General features: G+C 35.0%; 18 protein-coding genes and 1 pseudogene. 9 read left to right on the plus strand and 10 right to left on the minus strand.

All coding sequences use genetic code 11. The features are described from left to right. The first annotated feature begins 175 nt into the window (after positions 1–175). Entirely contained in the window at positions 176–934 is a 759-nt protein-coding gene (pdaB, locus tag SPD48_RS19710) for a polysaccharide deacetylase family sporulation protein PdaB (RefSeq protein WP_336259860.1), read from the plus strand. Between the two features lie 21 nt (positions 935–955). On the opposite strand, the gene SPD48_RS19715 is transcribed toward pdaB, so the two are convergent. Next, on the minus strand, positions 956–1624 hold the full coding sequence (locus tag SPD48_RS19715) for a KinB-signaling pathway activation protein (RefSeq protein ID WP_336259861.1): 669 nt from the start codon (positions 1622–1624) through the stop codon (positions 956–958). A 130-nt stretch (positions 1625–1754) separates the two neighbouring features. Between SPD48_RS19715 and gerD the strand changes: the two genes are divergently transcribed. Beyond that, positions 1755–2408: a spore germination lipoprotein GerD gene (gene gerD / locus SPD48_RS19720; RefSeq protein WP_336259862.1), complete on the plus strand. Its 654-nt coding sequence runs from the start codon at positions 1755–1757 to the stop codon at positions 2406–2408. Positions 2409–2456: 48 nt separating this feature from the next. Here gerD and SPD48_RS19725 read toward each other — a convergent pair whose 3' ends face one another. Together SPD48_RS19725 and cwlD are read right to left on the minus strand one after the other, a co-directional pair. Further along, positions 2457–3512, minus strand: a complete 1056-nt coding sequence (locus SPD48_RS19725) for an Mrp/NBP35 family ATP-binding protein (protein WP_336259863.1) — start codon at positions 3510–3512, stop codon at positions 2457–2459. A gap of 110 nt (positions 3513–3622) precedes the next feature. Then, a complete protein-coding gene (cwlD, locus tag SPD48_RS19730) occupies positions 3623–4348 on the minus strand; it encodes an N-acetylmuramoyl-L-alanine amidase CwlD (RefSeq protein WP_336259864.1) in 726 nt (241 codons plus the stop codon). Between the two features lie 221 nt (positions 4349–4569). Between cwlD and SPD48_RS19735 the strand changes: the two genes are divergently transcribed. The 3 genes and pseudogenes from SPD48_RS19735 (at position 4570) to SPD48_RS19745 (ending at position 7177) form a co-directional block, all read left to right on the plus strand. After that, positions 4570–5649 carry an AI-2E family transporter gene (locus SPD48_RS19735; protein WP_336259865.1) on the plus strand — a complete coding sequence of 360 codons (1080 nt, stop codon included), beginning with the start codon at positions 4570–4572 and terminating at the stop codon, positions 5647–5649. A 66-nt stretch (positions 5650–5715) separates the two neighbouring features. Next, positions 5716–6629: pseudogene (locus SPD48_RS19740) on the plus strand (Nif3-like dinuclear metal center hexameric protein). Positions 6630–6754: 125 nt separating this feature from the next. Beyond that, positions 6755–7177, plus strand: a complete 423-nt coding sequence (locus tag SPD48_RS19745; protein WP_336259866.1) for a cytidine deaminase — start codon at positions 6755–6757, stop codon at positions 7175–7177. A 174-nt stretch (positions 7178–7351) separates the two neighbouring features. Here SPD48_RS19745 and SPD48_RS19750 read toward each other — a convergent pair whose 3' ends face one another. From SPD48_RS19750 to SPD48_RS19760, 3 genes are all read right to left on the minus strand, one after another. Then, the gene (locus SPD48_RS19750) at positions 7352–7846 is read right to left on the minus strand and encodes a PCYCGC motif-containing (lipo)protein (RefSeq protein WP_336259867.1); all 495 of its coding nucleotides are present in this window, start codon (positions 7844–7846) and stop codon (positions 7352–7354) included. Between the two features lie 137 nt (positions 7847–7983). Next, the gene (locus SPD48_RS19755) at positions 7984–8436 is read right to left on the minus strand and encodes a YndM family protein (RefSeq protein WP_336259868.1); all 453 of its coding nucleotides are present in this window, start codon (positions 8434–8436) and stop codon (positions 7984–7986) included. A 159-nt stretch (positions 8437–8595) separates the two neighbouring features. Further along, positions 8596–9105: a superoxide dismutase family protein gene (locus SPD48_RS19760; protein WP_336259869.1), complete on the minus strand. Its 510-nt coding sequence runs from the start codon at positions 9103–9105 to the stop codon at positions 8596–8598. Positions 9106–9223: 118 nt separating this feature from the next. Between SPD48_RS19760 and SPD48_RS19765 the strand changes: the two genes are divergently transcribed. The 4 genes from SPD48_RS19765 to SPD48_RS19780 all read left to right on the plus strand — a co-directional run bounded on the left by SPD48_RS19765 (position 9224) and on the right by SPD48_RS19780 (position 13554). Then, positions 9224–10819 (plus strand): sensor histidine kinase, encoded by a 1596-nt coding sequence (locus tag SPD48_RS19765; RefSeq protein WP_336259870.1) that lies wholly within the window; start codon positions 9224–9226, stop codon positions 10817–10819. Positions 10820–10822: 3 nt separating this feature from the next. Continuing rightward, on the plus strand, positions 10823–11554 hold the full coding sequence (locus SPD48_RS19770) for a response regulator (RefSeq protein ID WP_336259871.1): 732 nt from the start codon (positions 10823–10825) through the stop codon (positions 11552–11554). A gap of 129 nt (positions 11555–11683) precedes the next feature. Beyond that, positions 11684–13009, plus strand: coding sequence for a CitMHS family transporter (locus tag SPD48_RS19775; protein ID WP_336259872.1), 1326 nt, complete (start codon positions 11684–11686; stop codon positions 13007–13009). 353 nt (positions 13010–13362) lie between these two features. Further along, positions 13363–13554: a hypothetical protein gene (locus tag SPD48_RS19780; RefSeq protein WP_336259873.1), complete on the plus strand. Its 192-nt coding sequence runs from the start codon at positions 13363–13365 to the stop codon at positions 13552–13554. A 176-nt stretch (positions 13555–13730) separates the two neighbouring features. Here SPD48_RS19780 and allB read toward each other — a convergent pair whose 3' ends face one another. The 4 genes from allB to SPD48_RS19800 are packed head-to-tail and all read right to left on the minus strand — an operon-like array spanning position 13731 to position 18125. Then, a complete protein-coding gene (allB, locus tag SPD48_RS19785) occupies positions 13731–15122 on the minus strand; it encodes an allantoinase AllB (protein WP_336259874.1) in 1392 nt (463 codons plus the stop codon). 36 nt (positions 15123–15158) lie between these two features. Further along, complete coding sequence (locus SPD48_RS19790) at positions 15159–16097, minus strand: dihydroorotate dehydrogenase (protein WP_336259875.1); 939 nt, start codon at positions 16095–16097, stop codon at positions 15159–15161. After that, a complete protein-coding gene (locus tag SPD48_RS19795; RefSeq protein WP_336259876.1) occupies positions 16094–16879 on the minus strand; it encodes a dihydroorotate dehydrogenase electron transfer subunit in 786 nt (261 codons plus the stop codon). The genes SPD48_RS19790 and SPD48_RS19795 overlap by 4 nt, the downstream gene beginning before the upstream one ends. Further along, positions 16866–18125 (minus strand): Zn-dependent hydrolase, encoded by a 1260-nt coding sequence (locus SPD48_RS19800; RefSeq protein WP_336259877.1) that lies wholly within the window; start codon positions 18123–18125, stop codon positions 16866–16868. The genes SPD48_RS19795 and SPD48_RS19800 overlap by 14 nt, the downstream gene beginning before the upstream one ends. Between the last annotated feature and the right edge of the window lie 200 nt (positions 18126–18325).

An 18325-nucleotide genomic window follows, 5' to 3' on the forward strand; every position in this document is an offset into this window, starting at 1 on the left:
TAAAATAGATTTAAATGACAACAGAAACTAATATACCATACTTCTTTTACCGTTGCAACAGGAATATACATATTTATTTAATAATGCTCCTTTTATTTAATAGCTTATTCATAATTTTAAGCTTGTTTCATATATTAGAATATCAGTAATTGAAAAGGCACTAAGGAGGTTTGTCATGAATCATTTTTACACCATTAATTTCACAAAAAAGAAACGTCTCTTTATCATCATATTACTAGGATTTTTAACTGCCTTATTTATAATTATTCAACCAACTCGTTTTCTGTATGTATTTTCTAAAGATCAACATACAGCATTGACAAAAGGCGATGTTAACGCTGATCAGTTGGCAATCACCTTTAATATTAGTTGGGGAGAAGAAAAAGTATTTGAAATTTTAGACGTACTAAAAAAACAAAAAATAAGAGCAACATTTTTTGTCAGTGGGGAATGGGCAGAACGACATCCGCAAATCTTGGAGAAAATTGCTGAGGATAAACATGAAATAGGAATGTTAGGATATCGATATAAAAGTTACTTGGACCAAGAAGTAGATCAAGTGAAAAAAGATATAACGTACGCTAAACAAATATTTAAAAAATTAGGCTTTGATGATATAAAATACATTCGCCCACCTAGTGGCCATTTCAATAAAGAAATAATTGATTTAGCGGAAGACCAAGGGTTGGAAGTGATCCATTGGAGCGTTAATCCTAATGATTGGGAAAATCCCGGAACAAATAAAATAATCGACTCTGTAATGGAAGAGACAAGTAGCGGTGATATTATTCTATTACATGCATCAGATTCGGCGAAACAGACTGCTAAGGCCTTAAATAAAATCATCCCAAATATAAAAAAGAAAAAATTAGAATTAGTTACGATATCAGAATTAACCTCAGGAGTTAAAGCAGAAGAAAAGCTAGTCGATTAATTCGGCTAGCTTTTCTTCTGCTTAATTTGTTTTTTGTACAGCATTTTTCTTTTTTAACTCTCTTGCTTTTCTTCTTTCCTCTATGCGACGTATATGTTCCTCATCACGTTTCGTAACTTCATGTAATACTAAAATTTGATATGAACTAGCCGCTAAAACCGGGGTCAGCATTAAAAGAATGTAATCAACATCCCCAGCTCTAAGAACAAGAGATAATTCCAAAGCCGTTACAACTACCATTAAAAATAAGGTCGGGATAAATCCAGTCTTATTTGTTTGTTTTACTTTCAAACGAGCAATAATTACTCCATACACGAGAATCACTAATGTCATCACGATATAAAAGAGTATAGACACATTACTCTCTGCTGCTTTATAAGAGAAGTATACTAAATCAAATACTGCAAATAAGATAAGAAGTATTTGAACGGTCGGCCAAAATGAGCGAAAAAACCCTTGGCCAAAACGATGTATAAATAAATAAGCAAAAAAGCCTGTCTGACTTACAACAGTGAAAACAAGTGCTATTCCAATAAAGAATAAAATAAGTCCGATAAGTTCCATTCCGTCAAACGGACGAAGTACCTTTACGTATTCATCCCATTTAACAAAAAAACTTGTTAAAAATCCAACGATACCACCGATCAAAAGTGTCTTAAAAAACATATTTACAAGCTTACGACTATTCACATCTATCCTCCCAATCCATGTGGATTATACAATATCCCATTTTACCATGAACACAGTTTTTTTTCTTGTTATTGTGCATATTATTCACCATGTTTCTACATATTAAAAGTAATAAGGGAGGCAAAGTAGTATGACTCGTTTCTTCTTAACGGCTATCATATGTACCGTAACAATTTCATTAGCAAGCTGTGGCAATAATAATGCTGCAAAGCAAGATCTAGACTATGATCAGACAAAAAAGATGGTTGTTGATATTTTACAAACAGAGGACGGTAAGAAGGCTCTTCAAGATATAATAACCGATGATAAAATGAAACAACATTTAGTTATGGAATCAGATGTAGTAAAGGAATCCATAACCCAGGCACTTGTTTCTGAAAAAGGAGCCGAAATGTGGAAAAAATTATTTGAAGATCCAACTTTTGTTGAAAGCTTTAACCAATCCATAGCCGAAGAGCAAAAAAAACTTTTTAAAAGTTTAATGAATGATTCTGAATTTCAAAAACAGATGCTGGAACTTTTACAAGATCCCGAAATGTCAAAACAAACTCTTACAGTAATGAAAAGCCAACAATTTAGAGAACATCTTGAGGAAACAATTCAACAAACATTAAACACACCAACTTTCAAAGCGAAAATGCAAGATATACTTTTAAAAGCCGCTGAAGAAATGCAGAAGCAGGAAAAGTCCGATAAGGGTGGACAAGGTGGAGAAGGCGGTAATCAAGGAGGCGGCGGAAATGGTGGCGGAGACGGTGAAGGTGGAGGCGGAGGTGGACAATAAAAGAAAAAACTCTAGTATCCCAAAAAAGGTATCTAGAGTTTTTTTGTTTTATTCTTCTAATTGTGCGACAACTTTTGCAGCGATGCGATGATACTCTTGTCCATTGGGATGATCTTCTTGATAAACTGCAGGCGCAAAAATATCTTCTTCCTCATACGGTTGTTGTAAGGATAAGCGTCCGAGCACTTTAGTTCGAAGTTCTTCAGCTAAGCGGTCGCCCCCTCCTCTGCCAAAGACATATTCTTTCTCACCTGTTTTCTCACTTTGGAAATAAGACATATTTTCAACTACACCGAGGATTGTATGGTCTGTTTTTAATGCCATCTGACCCGCACGTGCAGCTACAAATGCAGCTGAAGGATGTGGTGTTGTAACGATAACTTCGCTACAACTTGGCAATAATGCATGAACATCCATTGCGATATCACCAGTACCCGGTGGTAAATCGAGAAGTAAATAATCCAAATCTCCCCATTCAACTTCCCGGAAGAAATTATTCAACATTTTTCCTAGCATTGGTCCCCGCCATATGATTGGCGAATTATCTTCCACAAAAAAGCCCATAGAAATTAATTTAACACCAAATCGTTCTACCGGAATTATTTTTTCACCTCTAACAACAGGTTGCTCTTCTACTCCCATCATTTCAGGAATACTGAAACCATAAATATCTGCATCTATAATCCCGACTTTTTTCCCTAATCGTGCCAGAGAAACTGCTAAGTTTACGGTTACAGTCGATTTACCTACCCCACCCTTTCCACTTGCTACAGCGACAAAATGAGGTTGCTTCTCTCTTCCAAGTATAGAAGTATCCTCTTGTGCTTGAGCTGGTTGGAGTCTTTGGATAACTTCATCAGGTAATTGCTCAAAACGTAGACCAACCGTTCTTGCTCCATTTCTCTTTAAAATAGAAACAATTTCTTGTTGTAATTGCATTTGTTCTGCAGTATTTGGTTTTCCAATTGCTATCTTCACACTGACATGCTTTTTTTCTTCACGGACTGTAACATCCACGATGCCGCCTGTTTCTTCAAACGATGTATGTAAAAATGGATCTTTAACTGGGTTGAGAAGTTTTATTACTTCTTCTTTTGTTAACATAAAACACCATCCCTTATTACTTATAAATAGTACAATCAATTAAATTCAGTATAACATAAATCACATGAAATCTAAGTGATATGAATTATATGGTATACCTGTATAGTCCTTTATTCATCCTTTAATTCATTCTCTTCTATTTCTTCGGTAACATATCGAATAATTCCTTTGTAAATACTAGCTGACATTTGGTCTTGATATTTTTTATCTTTCAGCAATTCTAGTTCTTCATCATTTGATAGGAATCCAATTTCCACTAGAGCTCCTGGGACCTCTGCATGCTTTAATAAATAAACATGATTAATTGATAATGGTAAACGATTTGTATTTTCCAAATTACGAATAATTTCTTCTTGAATCATCGTTGCCAAATGTTTATTTTCAGGAAAGCTAGGATAATAAAAAGTTTGAGCACCAGACCACCGACCAGATGGTAGTGAATTCAGATGAATCGTTATAAAAAAATCCGGTTCTTGCTCATGAATAAATTTGAGACGATTGCGAATATCTTCTGACTTCCTTCTTCCCTTAAAATCTTCGCCTGCCAAATCTTTATCTTCTTCTCGGGTGAGATAAACTAATGCTCCTGCTTGCTGTAAATAATCTCGAGTTTGTTTTGCCACATTAAGAGCTATCTCTTTTTCATTTGTATTATCTTTACCGACAGCCCCTCCATCCGGCCCTCCGTGACCGGGATCAATTACAATGATTTTTCCTGCTAAAGGAAGTGGAACTGTTCTCCACATTAGTTCCCCTTTATAAATTGGAAATTTAATAAGCAATAGTAAAATAATGAGTCCTAAAAACCATAATGTTATCTTCCAATACCTTTTCATCTACTTATCTCTCCCTAATCTCTATTACTTTATTTTATGAGGAGGATTTTATGATATGACAGCTTGTTCGACTTTAAGTTATGGTTATAATTCCTAGCTTTGTGGTATAATATATGCAAACTTAACAAGCAAAAAAAGCTCATATTAGTTAAAGAAATAGCTATTATTAATGTGAAATTTTATCCATTATGTTGTTCGTTAGGAAAAGAGGGTGATGTTGATTGACTAAAAAATTGTGGTTCCAAGTTGGAGTAGGGATTTTAATAACCTTATTTATCATTAAATATGTCGTTGAGGTAAATTGGATTTTTGCCCCCATATTGATCGTTTTAAAAACTATCTTTCTACCAATTTTAATAAGTGGAGTTCTATTTTATATTACGGTTCCAATTCAAACTTTTTTAGAAAAGAGAAAAGTACCTCGCTGGGGAAGTATTACGTTTATTTTACTATTATTAATTGCAGCAATTTGGGCTGCGATCGCCATTGTTGGGCCACCTATTACCCATCAAGTAAATAATTTAATAGAAAATGCCCCAATGTTTATCCAAGAAGCAAACCATTTTATTATTCAGCTATTTCAGCAGACAGGAAGCTTGCCTGGTTGGTTAAATGATACCGTTACATCAGCAACTGAATCGCTTCAGTCAATATCTGTTAAATTTGGTAAATGGATCGTTCAATTTTTACAATCCATTATTCAAGGTACACTGATTTTAGTACTAGTTCCGTTTTTCCTATTCTTTATGTTAAAAGATCATGAGAAATTTTTACCTTTTGTAACTCAATTTTTCTCGGGTGAAACTAAAAGTTGGCTTACAAAGACATTAAAAGATATTGATGAAGTTCTAAGCTTGTATATTCGAGGACAAATTTTAATCAGTACGATACTAGCAACTTTATTATTTATTGGATATTTAATTATTGATCTTAATTTCGCCTTATTATTATCAGTATTTGCTTTGTTTATGAATGTAATTCCGTTTATTGGACCATGGATCGCTTTTATTCCTGCATTAATTATTGGAGTGATTCAAGATCCTATGATGGTTGTCTGGGTATCATTAACAACATTAATTGCTCAACAAATTGATTCTAATTTAATTACTCCAAATGTTATGGGTAAAACATTAAAGATTCATCCATTAACTATTATTACTGTATTGTTTGCTGCTGGTAGTCTTGCCGGATTTTTAGGAATTCTTTTGGCAGTGCCTGGATATGCAGTCGGAAAGGCAATCGTTTCAAATATTTATGAGAAACGAAAAGCGATAAAAGAAACTGCTAATAAAACAATATAAAAGTTCCCTTTTCATTTGAACCACTTCTTTTCACAGAGGTGGTTTTTTCAAAAGGAGGAATTTAAAATGGTCAACTTGCAGGAATTAGTGAATGCACTAGATAAAGAATTTAGCATCGAAGAATATGGTGAAGATGCTGCATTCAGTCGATTCATCCCTCAAGTTTATGACACAGTGAGTTATAATTGGAAAGCTAGCTTTGAAAAAGAATTTACTGAATTATTTAATGGACTAATGATTCGCGGAAGCAGCATAGTAAAAAAAGTTTTTTTAGCTGTTTTTCCAACTGATCATGTATTAAAAACTTTTATACAAAACGCAGCACAAGAAGATTTATTATTTATGCACCATCCATTGCTAATGGAATGCGGATATCCTCAAGGTCAATGGGGCAAAGGGTTCGTTCCGATACAGTCATCCTTCATTGAGCAAATAAAAGAGAAACAATTATCTATCTATACTTACCATCTAACAATGGATTCTCATAAGACATTAGGAACTAATATAGCAATCGCAAAGCAATTAAATGCAACTGTGCTAAACGATAAGAACTTAGAGTCCACAAATGAATATATACTGTATGCAACAATAGCTCCTACTGAAACCTCTACATTCATTGATGCAATTAAAAAGGATCTTTCATATTCCTTATGTAAACTTTGCTGGAAAAAATCACAGAAACATTCACAAAATAGCAATTGTAGCCGGTTGCGGAGATGTAGTTGACTGGATGAAAGAAGCAGAGAAAAACGGGGCTCAAGCATATCTTACTGGCGAAATTCACTGTCATATAAATAACGAATATGGATTGAAAAAATACAAAAATGAGAAAATATATTTCAAAAACTCGCATGGCGTTAATCGGTGTTTCTCATTCTGCCTCTGAATTTCTTGTCCATAAAACATTAATGAAAGAATGGTTTGAGACAAATTTTAACCTTCAATCGATTGTTATCCCACAAGAAAAATGGTGGTTATAAAATAGAATGATATATAAAATGCATGCGCTATAAAGTTCTTGGCAAAATCATGTTTACTATTTTATTAATATAGGATTTAACAGAAGCTATAAATAATAAAGAACTAACAAGGGGGCGGAATCGTAATGCTAAAAGTAAAACCTTTAGATGATTTCGATTATGATTTAATTAAAGAAGCAGAAAAAGTAATAGAAAAAAATTATCGATATGGTCGACATCATATTGGCGCAGCAGTGAGGACAGTATCTGGTAACATTTTTTCAGCCGTACACGTAGAAGCAAATGTTGGAAGAATAACTGTATGTGGAGAAGCAATGGCTATTGGCAAGGCAATATCGGAAGGATACCACAAATTTGATACCATTGTAGCTGTTGCCCATCCTCATCCTCATGAAAAAATAGAGAAATGTTGGGTAGTAGCACCTTGTGGTATGTGTCGAGAACTAATAAGTGATTACGGAAAGGATATGGATGTGATCATTCCCTACAAAGGTGAATTAATTAAGTGTAATATAATCGAGTTAATACCAGAAAAATATACAAAATAAAACGTTTAAACTGGGTGGACCAAATACCACCAATTTTCTGCTGAAGGGTTTTTAAATAATTTCGCTAACTTGTATGACCGTGAAAAGGGGTAAGAGTTATGTTAATTCCGCCAAACTCTTGCCCCTCACGACTTGTCAAAAAACGTTATATTTGATTCGACAAGCACCGATGATTTAAGAGGAATATCGCTCGGTTGGCGTTGATTCTGGATACCCTTTTCCATCATATTTTTCGTCAATTTTATCACGGATTTCATTTATTGACTTCCCTTTATCATATTCAATGATCGATTCAACGGCAATATCTAGACATACTTGGCATCTTGTCGCATGATCGTCCCAAACTACTGCTCCATTATCTTTATTGTCGTGGATAAAACAATGATAATTATGTTCATGGCCCACTGAATCATTACAACCACAATAACATGGCACATGCTCGAGCAGCTCTTGATGTTCCGCAACAGCTTGATAAATTATTTTCATATCATCAGAATGGCGTGTTAAAAATGGTGGGAGCACCTGAGCATCTCTTGTTTCTTCTCTCTTATCCCCCATACTAGCATCATTTACTGAACTTATTTCTTCATTTATATTTTCATTCTCGCTCACAGTAGAACACGCACTAAGAATTAGCACTAGTAATGCAACTATCACATATTTCCGCAAAATCGCTGCACTCCGATCACTTTTTTATTTATTTTATCATATAGGAAGTTGATGCAGCTATTGATTATGTGAGCAATTATTGACAAAAAACAGGTTCAGATCGTTTCTGATCTGAACCATTCCAAAACATTAACTGATTATTTTTTATTCTTTGGCGGCGGTTTAATTTCGTCACCAAATTCGGTTTGTAAATCTCGATTCTTAGACCTGAGCTGATCATTGTGATTTACTTCGTGGAGTCGATTATGAAAAATATGATTATCCACATAACGATGGAAAAAGATTTCGCCAACAGAAATGACTAGCGCTGATAATGCTGCAGCTGTAATAACTGAAAAGTTTTCATTAATAAAGCTAACACTATACACCCAAATGATAGCAAACGCTAGGAAAAAGTCAGATATTGTAGCACCCCAATTCTCAAACTTCGGTAAAAGATACAGATCCCCTAATATGAAAGAAATGGCTGTGAGAATAAGACTTAATGTAAATATATGTCCAAAAGCTACATTGTAAAAAATGCCTAGTATAATCCATAGTACAGCTAAACACATTACGAATTTAATGATTAATGCCTTCACATAATCCATGTAACTCCTCCTTCATTAACACTCTTAATCTTATCGTGTCCTTTTTTCTGCGTTTCATTCAAAATTTAAAAGATGTAAAAGTGTCGAATACAACTTCTAAAACAAGAGGAATATTATACGTAGATAATATTAAGTGTACCGAGCTAATCCCATCCTTCTTTAATATTGAAATGGCATAATTACTCCACAACCTATTCGCTTCCCTGAGTTCCCTGCAGGCTGAGTTCTGTAATCATCTGGATTCTCATGAATCATGACAGTTTTACCAATTACGTTTTCAGGTGTAAATCGATTGGTGAAAAATGTCATTCTCGAGTAACCGTTATTTGAAAATAAAACAGGAAAATCACCTGCATGATGACCATGTGGTTGATTATCAGGGTTCCAATGCTCCCCAGCAGCCGAAAAAGGATCATTCGGATTGTCAATCTCGCAAGTGCCGTGTTCATGAATATGAAAACCATGCGGACCTATGGGACTCATATTTCCTTGTGCAGGCCTATAATTGGGTAATCCAGACACTTCCACTGAAACTTCTGTTCCATATGGGACTTCCGTAAACGTAACATATCCTGTTAAATTCGGTGCCAAATTACTTCCCCTTATTTCTGCATACGCTCTTCTAGGCATATTTCTATTCCCTGAGTTTTGAACCGAATAATAAACCATTGATATAATAACCTCCTCATATAATAAAATAGCTTCCAAATAGCCTATGCAAAATATACATTTTGGGTGAACAATCTGATAAAATCATGTAGTAATTAACTTTAAAGGAGCTCCCGTTGTGCGAAAAAAGACAAAAAAATTATCCTTTACTCACATTTTTAATCTGAATATAAAAATGATTATTTTAATTAGCTTACTTATAACATGTACCTTACTTCTTCTTGGTTTATTCTTAAATAGTTTTATTACAAAAACGATCGAAGACCAAATTGGCAAAAGAGCATTAAATGTTGCAAGATCTGTCGCTAATATAGATGAATTAATCGAAGCATTTGAGTTAGATGATCCCGCTAGTCGTATACAGGAAATAGTCCAACCTATACAACAATCTACGAATGCTGAATACATCGTTGTTGGAAACACAGAGGGTATACGATATTCACATCCTGTGGAAGATCGAATTGGACAAAAAATGGTCGGAGGGGATAATGAACGTGCTTTAGTAAAAGGTGAATCTTACGTAACAAAACAAACTGGATCCTTAGGTCTCGCGATTCGAGGAAAGGTACCAGTAAAAAATAAAAGCGGTGACATTATTGGAGTTGTTTCAGTAGGTTTTTTAAATAAAGATATAGAGACAATTATAAATGAAGAAAAGCATACAATCTGGCTAGTCATTACTTCGGTATTTTTACTAGGAATAGCAGGAGCAATTCTAATCTCCTCTTATATCAAAAGATTGTTATTTCATATGGAGCCGGAAGAAATCTCACAATTATTATTACAAAAAGAGGCGATTCTTCAGTCTACAAAAGAAGGAATCATCGCAATTAACCAAAATGGAGAAACAACCATGATAAATAAAGCCGCTAGAAACATCCTCTCTACCGATAAGAATATGCATGAAATTAATGTGAATTACTTATTTAATGACTTAGATGACCACTCTGAATCTGATATTGAAATGGTAATAGGTGAAAATGTTGTCTTAGTAAATCGGACACCAATTAAAGAAAAAAAAGAAATAGTAGGAGCAGTAGCAACGTTCCGAAGAAAAACTGAAATAGAACATATTACAAAAGAACTTATTCAAATTAAACAATATACAAATACACTTCGCTCCCAATCTCATGAATTTTCTAATAAACTGTATACAATTTTAGGTTTATTGCAGTTAAATAAAGTTGACCAGGCAGTTACTTTTCTACAACAGGAAAAGGATATTCATCATCAATTACTAACCTTTTTAACTAATCATGTTGCAGATCCGATGATTCACGGCCTTCTACAAGGTAAATATAATCAAGCAAATGAATTAGGGATTACTTTCTATATTGAAGCAGATAGTCAATTAGAGCGATCGCTTCAAGGCCCTAAACAAACTGCACTATTAACAAGCTTAGGAAATGTTATTGAAAATGCAATTGAATCAATAAAGCTAAGTCAGCCTGTACACAAAGAGATAGCAATTTATTTTTCGGACACAGGAAATGATATCGTCTTTGAAATTGAAGACTCTGGCTCTGGAATAACGAATAAAGCAGCCGAACGATTATTTGAACAAGGTTTCTCTACAAAAAAATCAATTGGTAGAGGTACTGGGTTAGCTCTAACAAAACAAGTGCTTAATGAAGTTGGCGGAGAAATAATGTATGAGAATAGTACACTTGGTGGAGCTCTCTTTATTATTGTAATTCCAAAAGATGAGGTGTAATAAGTGAAAAAGACAATAGATGTACTAATAATTGAAGATGATTTTTGGATCGCTGGGATTCACGAGGAAATCGTAGATAGTTTTACGGGTTTTAATGTAAGTTCTGTTGCAAAGTCTGGTACAGAGGCACTTCATTACTTAAACAATTGTAAAAAATTACCTCAGATGATCTTACTCGATATTTATATTCCTGATACAGAAGGATTAAACCTTTTTAAAACATTACGTTCGACTTTCTCAGAAGTGGATATTATTGTAATTACAGCCGCAGATGATAAAACCACTATTTTGAATACCAGACAATATGGAGCGTTCGACTATATTATTAAACCTGTAGACAAATCTCGTTTAACGACATCACTTAAAACATATAAACAGTATTATGAGTTCATCCATTCTAAACAAAATTTGACTCAAGCCGAAGTGGACAAGATTTTTCATTTTGGATCCTTTTCTCCCGGTTCTGTAAATAATAACCAGAATAATCATCTTCCTAAAGGGATTGATCCACTCACCCTTCAAGAAATTACGAGCTTTTTAACAAGCGATATATATGAACCAATGACAGCAACTGAAATCAGCAAAGCTCTTGGAATGAGCCGTTCGACTGTCAGACGTTATACAGAATATCTTGTTTCTGTCAATAAGGCTGAAGCAGTTTTGAATTATGGAAATGTAGGAAGACCTTTAAGACAATATATTTATCATGAACAAAATGAACAAAATGAGACATAAAAACAAAAAACAGCTTATGAATCAAATATATATCTCCATGCGTTTTTGTGTTAATTTATTAACATAAAAACTTGGAAATAGTAATGTAAACGCTATCTCAAAGATGTTGCTTTTAATGGAGGTATACTGATGTTAAGTTTAATTGGATTTGGAACAATACTAGTTATTGTATTTTTATTAATTCGAGGGAAAGTGACTCCCATTATACCCTTGGTTCTCATTCCGATTCTCGGCGCTGTAGTCGCAGGTTTCCAAATTTCCGAGATCGGAGATTTTTTCAGTGACGGTATTGTCTCCGTCATCAATGTCGTTATTATGTTTATTTTTGCTATTTTATTTTTCGGTATTATGCAAGATGCCGGCTTATTTGACCCTATCATCGATAAAATGATTTCAATGACTCACGGAAATGTCATCACCATTAGCGTTGGCACTGTCTTTATTGCAGCTATCGCCCAACTTGATGGATCAGGTGCATCTACTTTCTTAATTACCATACCAGCACTACTACCAATTTATCGTCAAATGAAAATGAGTCCTTATTTGCTACTATTATTAATTGGAGGTAGTGCAAGTATTATGAATATGATCCCGTGGGGAGGTCCCCTTGGGCGAGCAGCTTCTGTTTTAGATATGGATGTTACGGAATTATGGCGACCGCTCATTCCTATTCAAGCGATCGGACTCGTTCTAATGATTGGTCTAGCTGTATATTTAGGTATTCGAGAAAAGAGAAGAATTATTAATAAGTATGGCAGTATTGAAGACGCAGTCGCTACAATTGAAGAAGATGGCACTGTCTTTGATAGACAAGATGATCACAAAACGACTAGTACAAAGACGAAAAAATACTGGGTTAATGTATTAGTAACTGTTGCTGTAATTAGTGTATTAGTTATAGGTATTCTACCTGCTGGATTAGCTTTCATGATCGGGGTATGTCTTGCATTACCTATCAACTTTAAAAAAGCCGATGCTCAAACCGAAACAATACGTAAGCATGCACCTAATGCATTAACAATGGCAACAATTATTTTAGCCGCAGGTTCCTTTTTAGGAATTCTAAACGGTACAGGAATGCTTGATTCAATTGCTGAAGATACTGTAAAAGTTCTGCCACAGTTTATCGCACCATACATCCATATCATCCTTGGTGTGTTTGGTGTTCCGTTTGACCTTTTATTAAGTACAGATGCTTATTATTTCGCTTTACTACCAGTTGCAGATCAAATTGGAGTGACATTTGGTATTCCGTCTATTTCAACAGCTTATGCAATGATTATAGGAAATATAGTAGGGACTTTTGTCAGTCCATTCTCACCTGCTTTATGGCTTGCGCTAGGGCTTGCAGGTCTAGAGATGGGAAAACATATCCGCTATGCTTTCTTTTGGATGTGGGGACTCAGCATTGTCTTGCTCATGATCGCAATGTTAATAGGGGTTATTTCAATTTAACTAAAGAAAGGTTCTCATTATCTAAATAGAATTTGCTTGTATCCTTTGAAGGAAAAGCAAATTCTTTTCTATTTTTCCTTAGTTTAACTTAACCGGCTGATTCTAAACTGCCAAAGTCTCTGCAAGAAACATATTATCCGTCCTAATACGGCTGTTGATGGACTAATTACAAGCGAAGTAAGACGTTTTTTGAAAATTCATTTAGTAAGTGCTTCCGAATTGATTAGTTGTTTTCATGTCAATTGACTAATGCTATAATAAATATATAATAAATAGTTACTTTTTACAGCACTAAACATTTTCAAACTAGCATCTTGTACACCAAGTATATACTACAGGAACGGAGTGTTTATATGAACAAAATAGATAAAGTAAAAGCATTTAAAGAACTGCACGGTTTACTACTTTTTTATGCAGAAAATCGAGACCAACCGGTTGAACAAGGGTTTGACTTTTTTAAAGAAGTTGAAACGCTATGTGAAAAGTTAGATTTAGACTTTGATACATTTAAAGATGTATTCAACTTTGGAAAATTTAACGATTGAACCTCTCGCGACTAAAATCACAAGATTTTTGGAAAGAGAGCTCACTTGATACCTGATGGCATTAGCTGAGAATACCATGATATTCTCGGCTAATCGATAAATAAAAGCATCTTTTAACTAAGATACAGTTAAAAGATGCTTCTCATTTACATATTATTAACTTAGATATTTCTTTCTTACTTAGGGGTGACAAGTTCTCCAAGTGGTTTAAAAATTATATCCCCATTTTTCATTACTGTTGTCCCATTTACAATAGTTTGTACTGGCATTCCAGTTATTTCAAAACCATCATAAGCGGTAATTTTACTTTTGCTATGCAAATCCTCTGTTTTAATCACATGCCTCTTATTCAAATTTACAATCGTTATATCTGCATCTGAGCCTACTTGGATCGTACCTTTTTGCGGATAGACATCAAATTGTTTTGCTGGATTTTCTGATAGTAAAGCAACGAGTTGTTGCAGTGTTATCTTTCCTTCAGATACAGCATTTAACATAAGTGGGGCAAGTGTTTCCACTCCACACATCCCGGCAGGTATTGTCCATAAATCACCGTCTTTTTCTTCCGAAGTATGTGGTGCATGATCAGAGCAAACAAAAGAGATCGTTCCGTCATTAATTCCTTCCCAAATTGCTTCCTGATCTTTTTTAAATTTTACAAGCGGATATACTTTCATAACCGGACCAATTTCACGATAATCTTCATTTGTTAAAAACAAATAATGTGGGCACGTCTCAGCAGTAATCGGATACCCTTCTTGCTGGGCTTCTCTAATTAATTTAACTCCTTCAGCGGTACTGACATGTAAGATATGAAGCCTTGCACCAGTTTGTTTTGCCATTGCAATTCCTGTTTGAATGGTCAGTTCTTCCGCAAGATTAGGTCTTGAAGCTAGAAAAGCATTATAATCGTCTGCATCCTTCTGCTCAAGTTGTTTCGTTAGATGATTGATAAGATCACTATTTTCGGCATGTATCCCAAATGATCGACCCGTTTTAGCTACTTCTTCAAACATTTCAAATACTTGGCCATCATCACAAGGGGCAATTACATCGACCATATCTTCTGAGTAATTATAAACTAATTGAAATGTATTTTTATTGACAGCATAGCCCCAAAAATATTTAAATCCAATCACACCAGCTTCAGTTAATGGTAACAGATCTTTATTATTTAAATCCCCTAAGCAAATACCCCAAATTCCAAAATTAACATGAGCCTTAGATTGTAAATTATTCACTTGTTTTTTAAAGTTTTCTACCGTATTTATAGTGGGGTTCGTATTTGGCATTTCAAAGATTGTTGTAATCCCACCTGCAGCTGCTGCTTGGGTAGAATGATAAAAATCTTCTTTATAGGTCGCCCCACCATCTCGTGAGTGTACATGTGTATCAATTAAGCCAGGTAAAATATGAAGACCTGATGCATCGGTAATTTCTTTAGCATCTCCATTAAGCTCTTCTTCATTAATTGCAGCAATCTTTCCATCTTTTATATAAATATTAGCCGTATATGTTGCTGATGGCGTGACAATTTCACCATTCCTGATAATATGATCCCACCTCATCTATTTCAGCCCCTTCTATTATTTATTCGTACTCTTTTATGCATTGCAGTTAGTAACTTGTGAAGGTATATGAATATCACCAATTAACTCATTAATATCTTCAATTTCGTACTCTTTTAAGTATGCTTCAACTCCATTAATAATCTCAATCATTGCCATTGGTTTAATGAAACTCGCTGTTCCGACTTGAACTGCAGTCGCTCCTGCAATAATCATTTCGATCGCATCTTCAGCATTCATTACTCCCCCACACCCGATTATTGGGATGGAACACACTTGTTTTACTTGATAAATCATTCGAACAATAATTGGTTTAATTGCAGGACCGGATATTCCTCCTAATACATTTCCTATCTTCGGTTGTCTCGTATGCACATCAATCGCCATAGCAAGTAACGTATTAGCAACATTCAATCCATCTGCACCTGCTTCTTCACATGCACGAGCAATCTCTTGGATACTAGTTACATTAGGAGTTAGTTTTGCAATGATTGTTTTATCGGTAACATTTTTAACTTTTTTAACAAGTTCATGAGAGATAGCAGCATCCATTCCAAATGCCTTACCGTCACCTTTTAAATTTGGACATGAAATATTTAACTCTATCCCAGATACTCCTGTCTCATTCCCTATAATCTCTGACATCTCCGCATATTCATCGATAGAATCTGCAGAAATACTTGCGATCAATGGAGTTTCATAGTCTTTGTAAGCAGGAATGATATGTTCAAGATAATAGTCTAATCCTTTACTCTGAATGCCTATCGAATTAATCATTCCGCCATTTACTTCACATACTCTTGGGGTTGTATTTCCTCCACGAGGATACTTCGTAATACTCTTTGGAACGACAGCTCCTAATTTATCAAAGTCAAATAAACCCTCCATTTCAGCACCAAATGCTCCAGATGCCGGCATAATTGGATTTGTTAAATTTAACTTTCCAATTTGAACAGATAAGCTTGGCTTTTTCATGATAACACCACCTTATTGAGATCAAAAACAGGCCCTTCTTTACAAACCCGAACAGACTCAACATGATCTTCATGCTGTAGATCACAAACACATGCATAACAAACTCCCATGGCACAACCCATATGTTCTTCTAACGCAATTTGTCCTGGGATGTCTTTATTCTTCGTTACTCTTTGCATTAGTTTAGAGAGACGTTGAGAGCCGCAAGTAAAGCCAGCCTTGATGTCATGTTCTTTAAAAATATCTTCAATTATTTTTTCAACATTGTCCACATCACTTGTACCATCTTCCTCGGTAACTTTATATACTTCCGCTCCAAATCCTTGTAATGTCTCTGTAGCTAACAGGTCATTATTACTTCGAGCACTTAGAATGGCTACACATTTTACATTTTGTTGGGCTGCCTCTTGCGCTAGTGCAGCAAGGGTTGCTATCCCTACCCCTCTCGCTAATAATAAAATAGTGTCCCATTCTGGTTCTAACGTAAACCCAACTCCAAGCGGACCAAAAATATCGACCTTTTCACCAGCTTTTATGTCCGTAAGCCTTACTGTTCCTAATCCTTTAATCAAATATAAAAACTCAATTGTTTTCTCGACTTTATTTATTCTGTATATACTGAAAGGACGTCTTAAAAACGGAAAAGATTCATCAGCACATTTAATATTAAAAAATTGGCCAGGTTTAATCTCTTCTTTTATTTCTGAAGCATCAACGACCATATGCCAATATCTATCACTAACCTTCACATTGGATAACACTTCTAAATTATATACTTGCACGTTGCTCCCCCCTGTTCACTACTCGTGCTGCCTTTGTAATGCCTTCTTTTAATATGGTTGCTCCCATTACAATTTGTTCAATTGGTGTATATTCAGCAGGATTATGGCTTAACCCATTTTCAGACGGTACAAAAATCATCCCGGTTGGATAAAGCGTTGCCATATTCATTGCATCGTGTCCAGCTCCACTAGGCATTTTTATATATGAATAATTTAGTTCTTCACATGCCTCTGTTAACATTTGAACCGCTTCTAGATCCATATCGATCGGCGTTTCATCACATAATTGCGTAATGTTTATCTCAAGCTGACGATCTTTTTCAACTTGTTTAATAAATTGTAAAAACTCATTAACGACTCTCTCTTTTGAAGTTAGTGAGATACTTCTAATATCTACTTTCATTACGGCTTTACTTGGAACAACATTCATTGCTCCGGGCAGAACATCACATACTCCAGTCGTAGCAACTGTGCCATGATTTGCTTCTGACATTGCAATTTGTTCTAAACCGAGCGCTATCTCTGCCGCTCCAAGAAAAGCATCCTTACGAAGTGCCATTGGTGTTGTGCCAGAATGTGATGCCTGTCCTGTAATTTCTATCTGATACCTAGTTGGAGCTGCTATACCTGTAACAATTCCTATATCTTTTTTGCCCTTTTCTAAAACAGGTCCCTGTTCAATATGAAGTTCATAAAACACTTTTATTTCTTCTGATCCTCTTACTGCCTTGTTAACTTCTTCAATATTTAGTGAACTTTCCTTAAATGCTGCTTCCAAAGAAACCCCATCTTTATCAGTCAACTGTTTAAAGTCATCACCATTAAACAATCCTGTCATTGCTTTACTACCAATTGTAGCTACACCAAAACGTGCAGACTCTTCACAAGCAAATACGATAACCTCAATCGGGTGTTCTGTCACAATTTTTTCATCATTTAATGATCGAATGACTTCAAGGCCTGCAACCACCCCAACCGTTCCATCATAATGACCTGCATTGTATACGGTATCAATATGTGACCCGCAAGCGACTGCCGGAAGTTTTGGATTCATTCCTTCACGGCGAGCAATTACATTACCGGCTGCATCTTTTTTCACTGTCATGCCCTCTTTTTTAAAAAGTGAAATTAGATGTTGCAATGACCTTTGTTCTGTTTTTGTATAGGCCAACCGATTTATGCCATTTTTTGTATACCCGTATTGGTTAATTTCTTCTAATGTCTTTTTTAAGCGCTTTAGATTCAAGAGTACTCCCCCTCATCTACTTCTCTCCTCTAAGTATAAGCGCAATTCATAAACTATTGTTTTGTCTGAAAAAACAGTATATTATTATTATTTAAGTCGATTTACACAAAAATTTGGCTGTTTCTATAAAAACCTTCTGTATTAAAGTACTAAATGTCGACTCAGAATCCCAATCACTTAATTTCTCGTACAATAAGACA

It is taken from the genome of Pseudogracilibacillus sp. SE30717A (assembly GCF_037071985.1).
Taxonomy (GTDB): domain Bacteria; phylum Bacillota; class Bacilli; order Bacillales; family Amphibacillaceae; genus Pseudogracilibacillus.

Excerpts from the sequence above, each read along its gene's own strand:
- pdaB (WP_336259860.1), top strand. The coding sequence starts at position 176 with ATGAATCATTTTTACACCATTAATTTCACAAAAAAGAAACGTCTCTTT.
- gerD (WP_336259862.1), top strand. The coding sequence starts at position 1,755 with ATGACTCGTTTCTTCTTAACGGCTATCATATGTACCGTAACAATTTCA.
- SPD48_RS19725 (WP_336259863.1), bottom strand. The coding sequence starts at position 3,512 with ATGTTAACAAAAGAAGAAGTAATAAAACTTCTCAACCCAGTTAAAGAT.
- cwlD (WP_336259864.1), bottom strand. The coding sequence starts at position 4,348 with ATGAAAAGGTATTGGAAGATAACATTATGGTTTTTAGGACTCATTATT.
- SPD48_RS19745 (WP_336259866.1), top strand. The coding sequence starts at position 6,755 with ATGCTAAAAGTAAAACCTTTAGATGATTTCGATTATGATTTAATTAAA.
- SPD48_RS19755 (WP_336259868.1), bottom strand. The coding sequence starts at position 8,436 with ATGGATTATGTGAAGGCATTAATCATTAAATTCGTAATGTGTTTAGCT.
- SPD48_RS19760 (WP_336259869.1), bottom strand. The coding sequence starts at position 9,105 with ATGGTTTATTATTCGGTTCAAAACTCAGGGAATAGAAATATGCCTAGA.
- SPD48_RS19775 (WP_336259872.1), top strand. The coding sequence starts at position 11,684 with ATGTTAAGTTTAATTGGATTTGGAACAATACTAGTTATTGTATTTTTA.
- SPD48_RS19780 (WP_336259873.1), top strand. The coding sequence starts at position 13,363 with ATGAACAAAATAGATAAAGTAAAAGCATTTAAAGAACTGCACGGTTTA.
- allB (WP_336259874.1), bottom strand. The coding sequence starts at position 15,122 with ATGAGGTGGGATCATATTATCAGGAATGGTGAAATTGTCACGCCATCA.
- SPD48_RS19790 (WP_336259875.1), bottom strand. The coding sequence starts at position 16,097 with ATGAAAAAGCCAAGCTTATCTGTTCAAATTGGAAAGTTAAATTTAACA.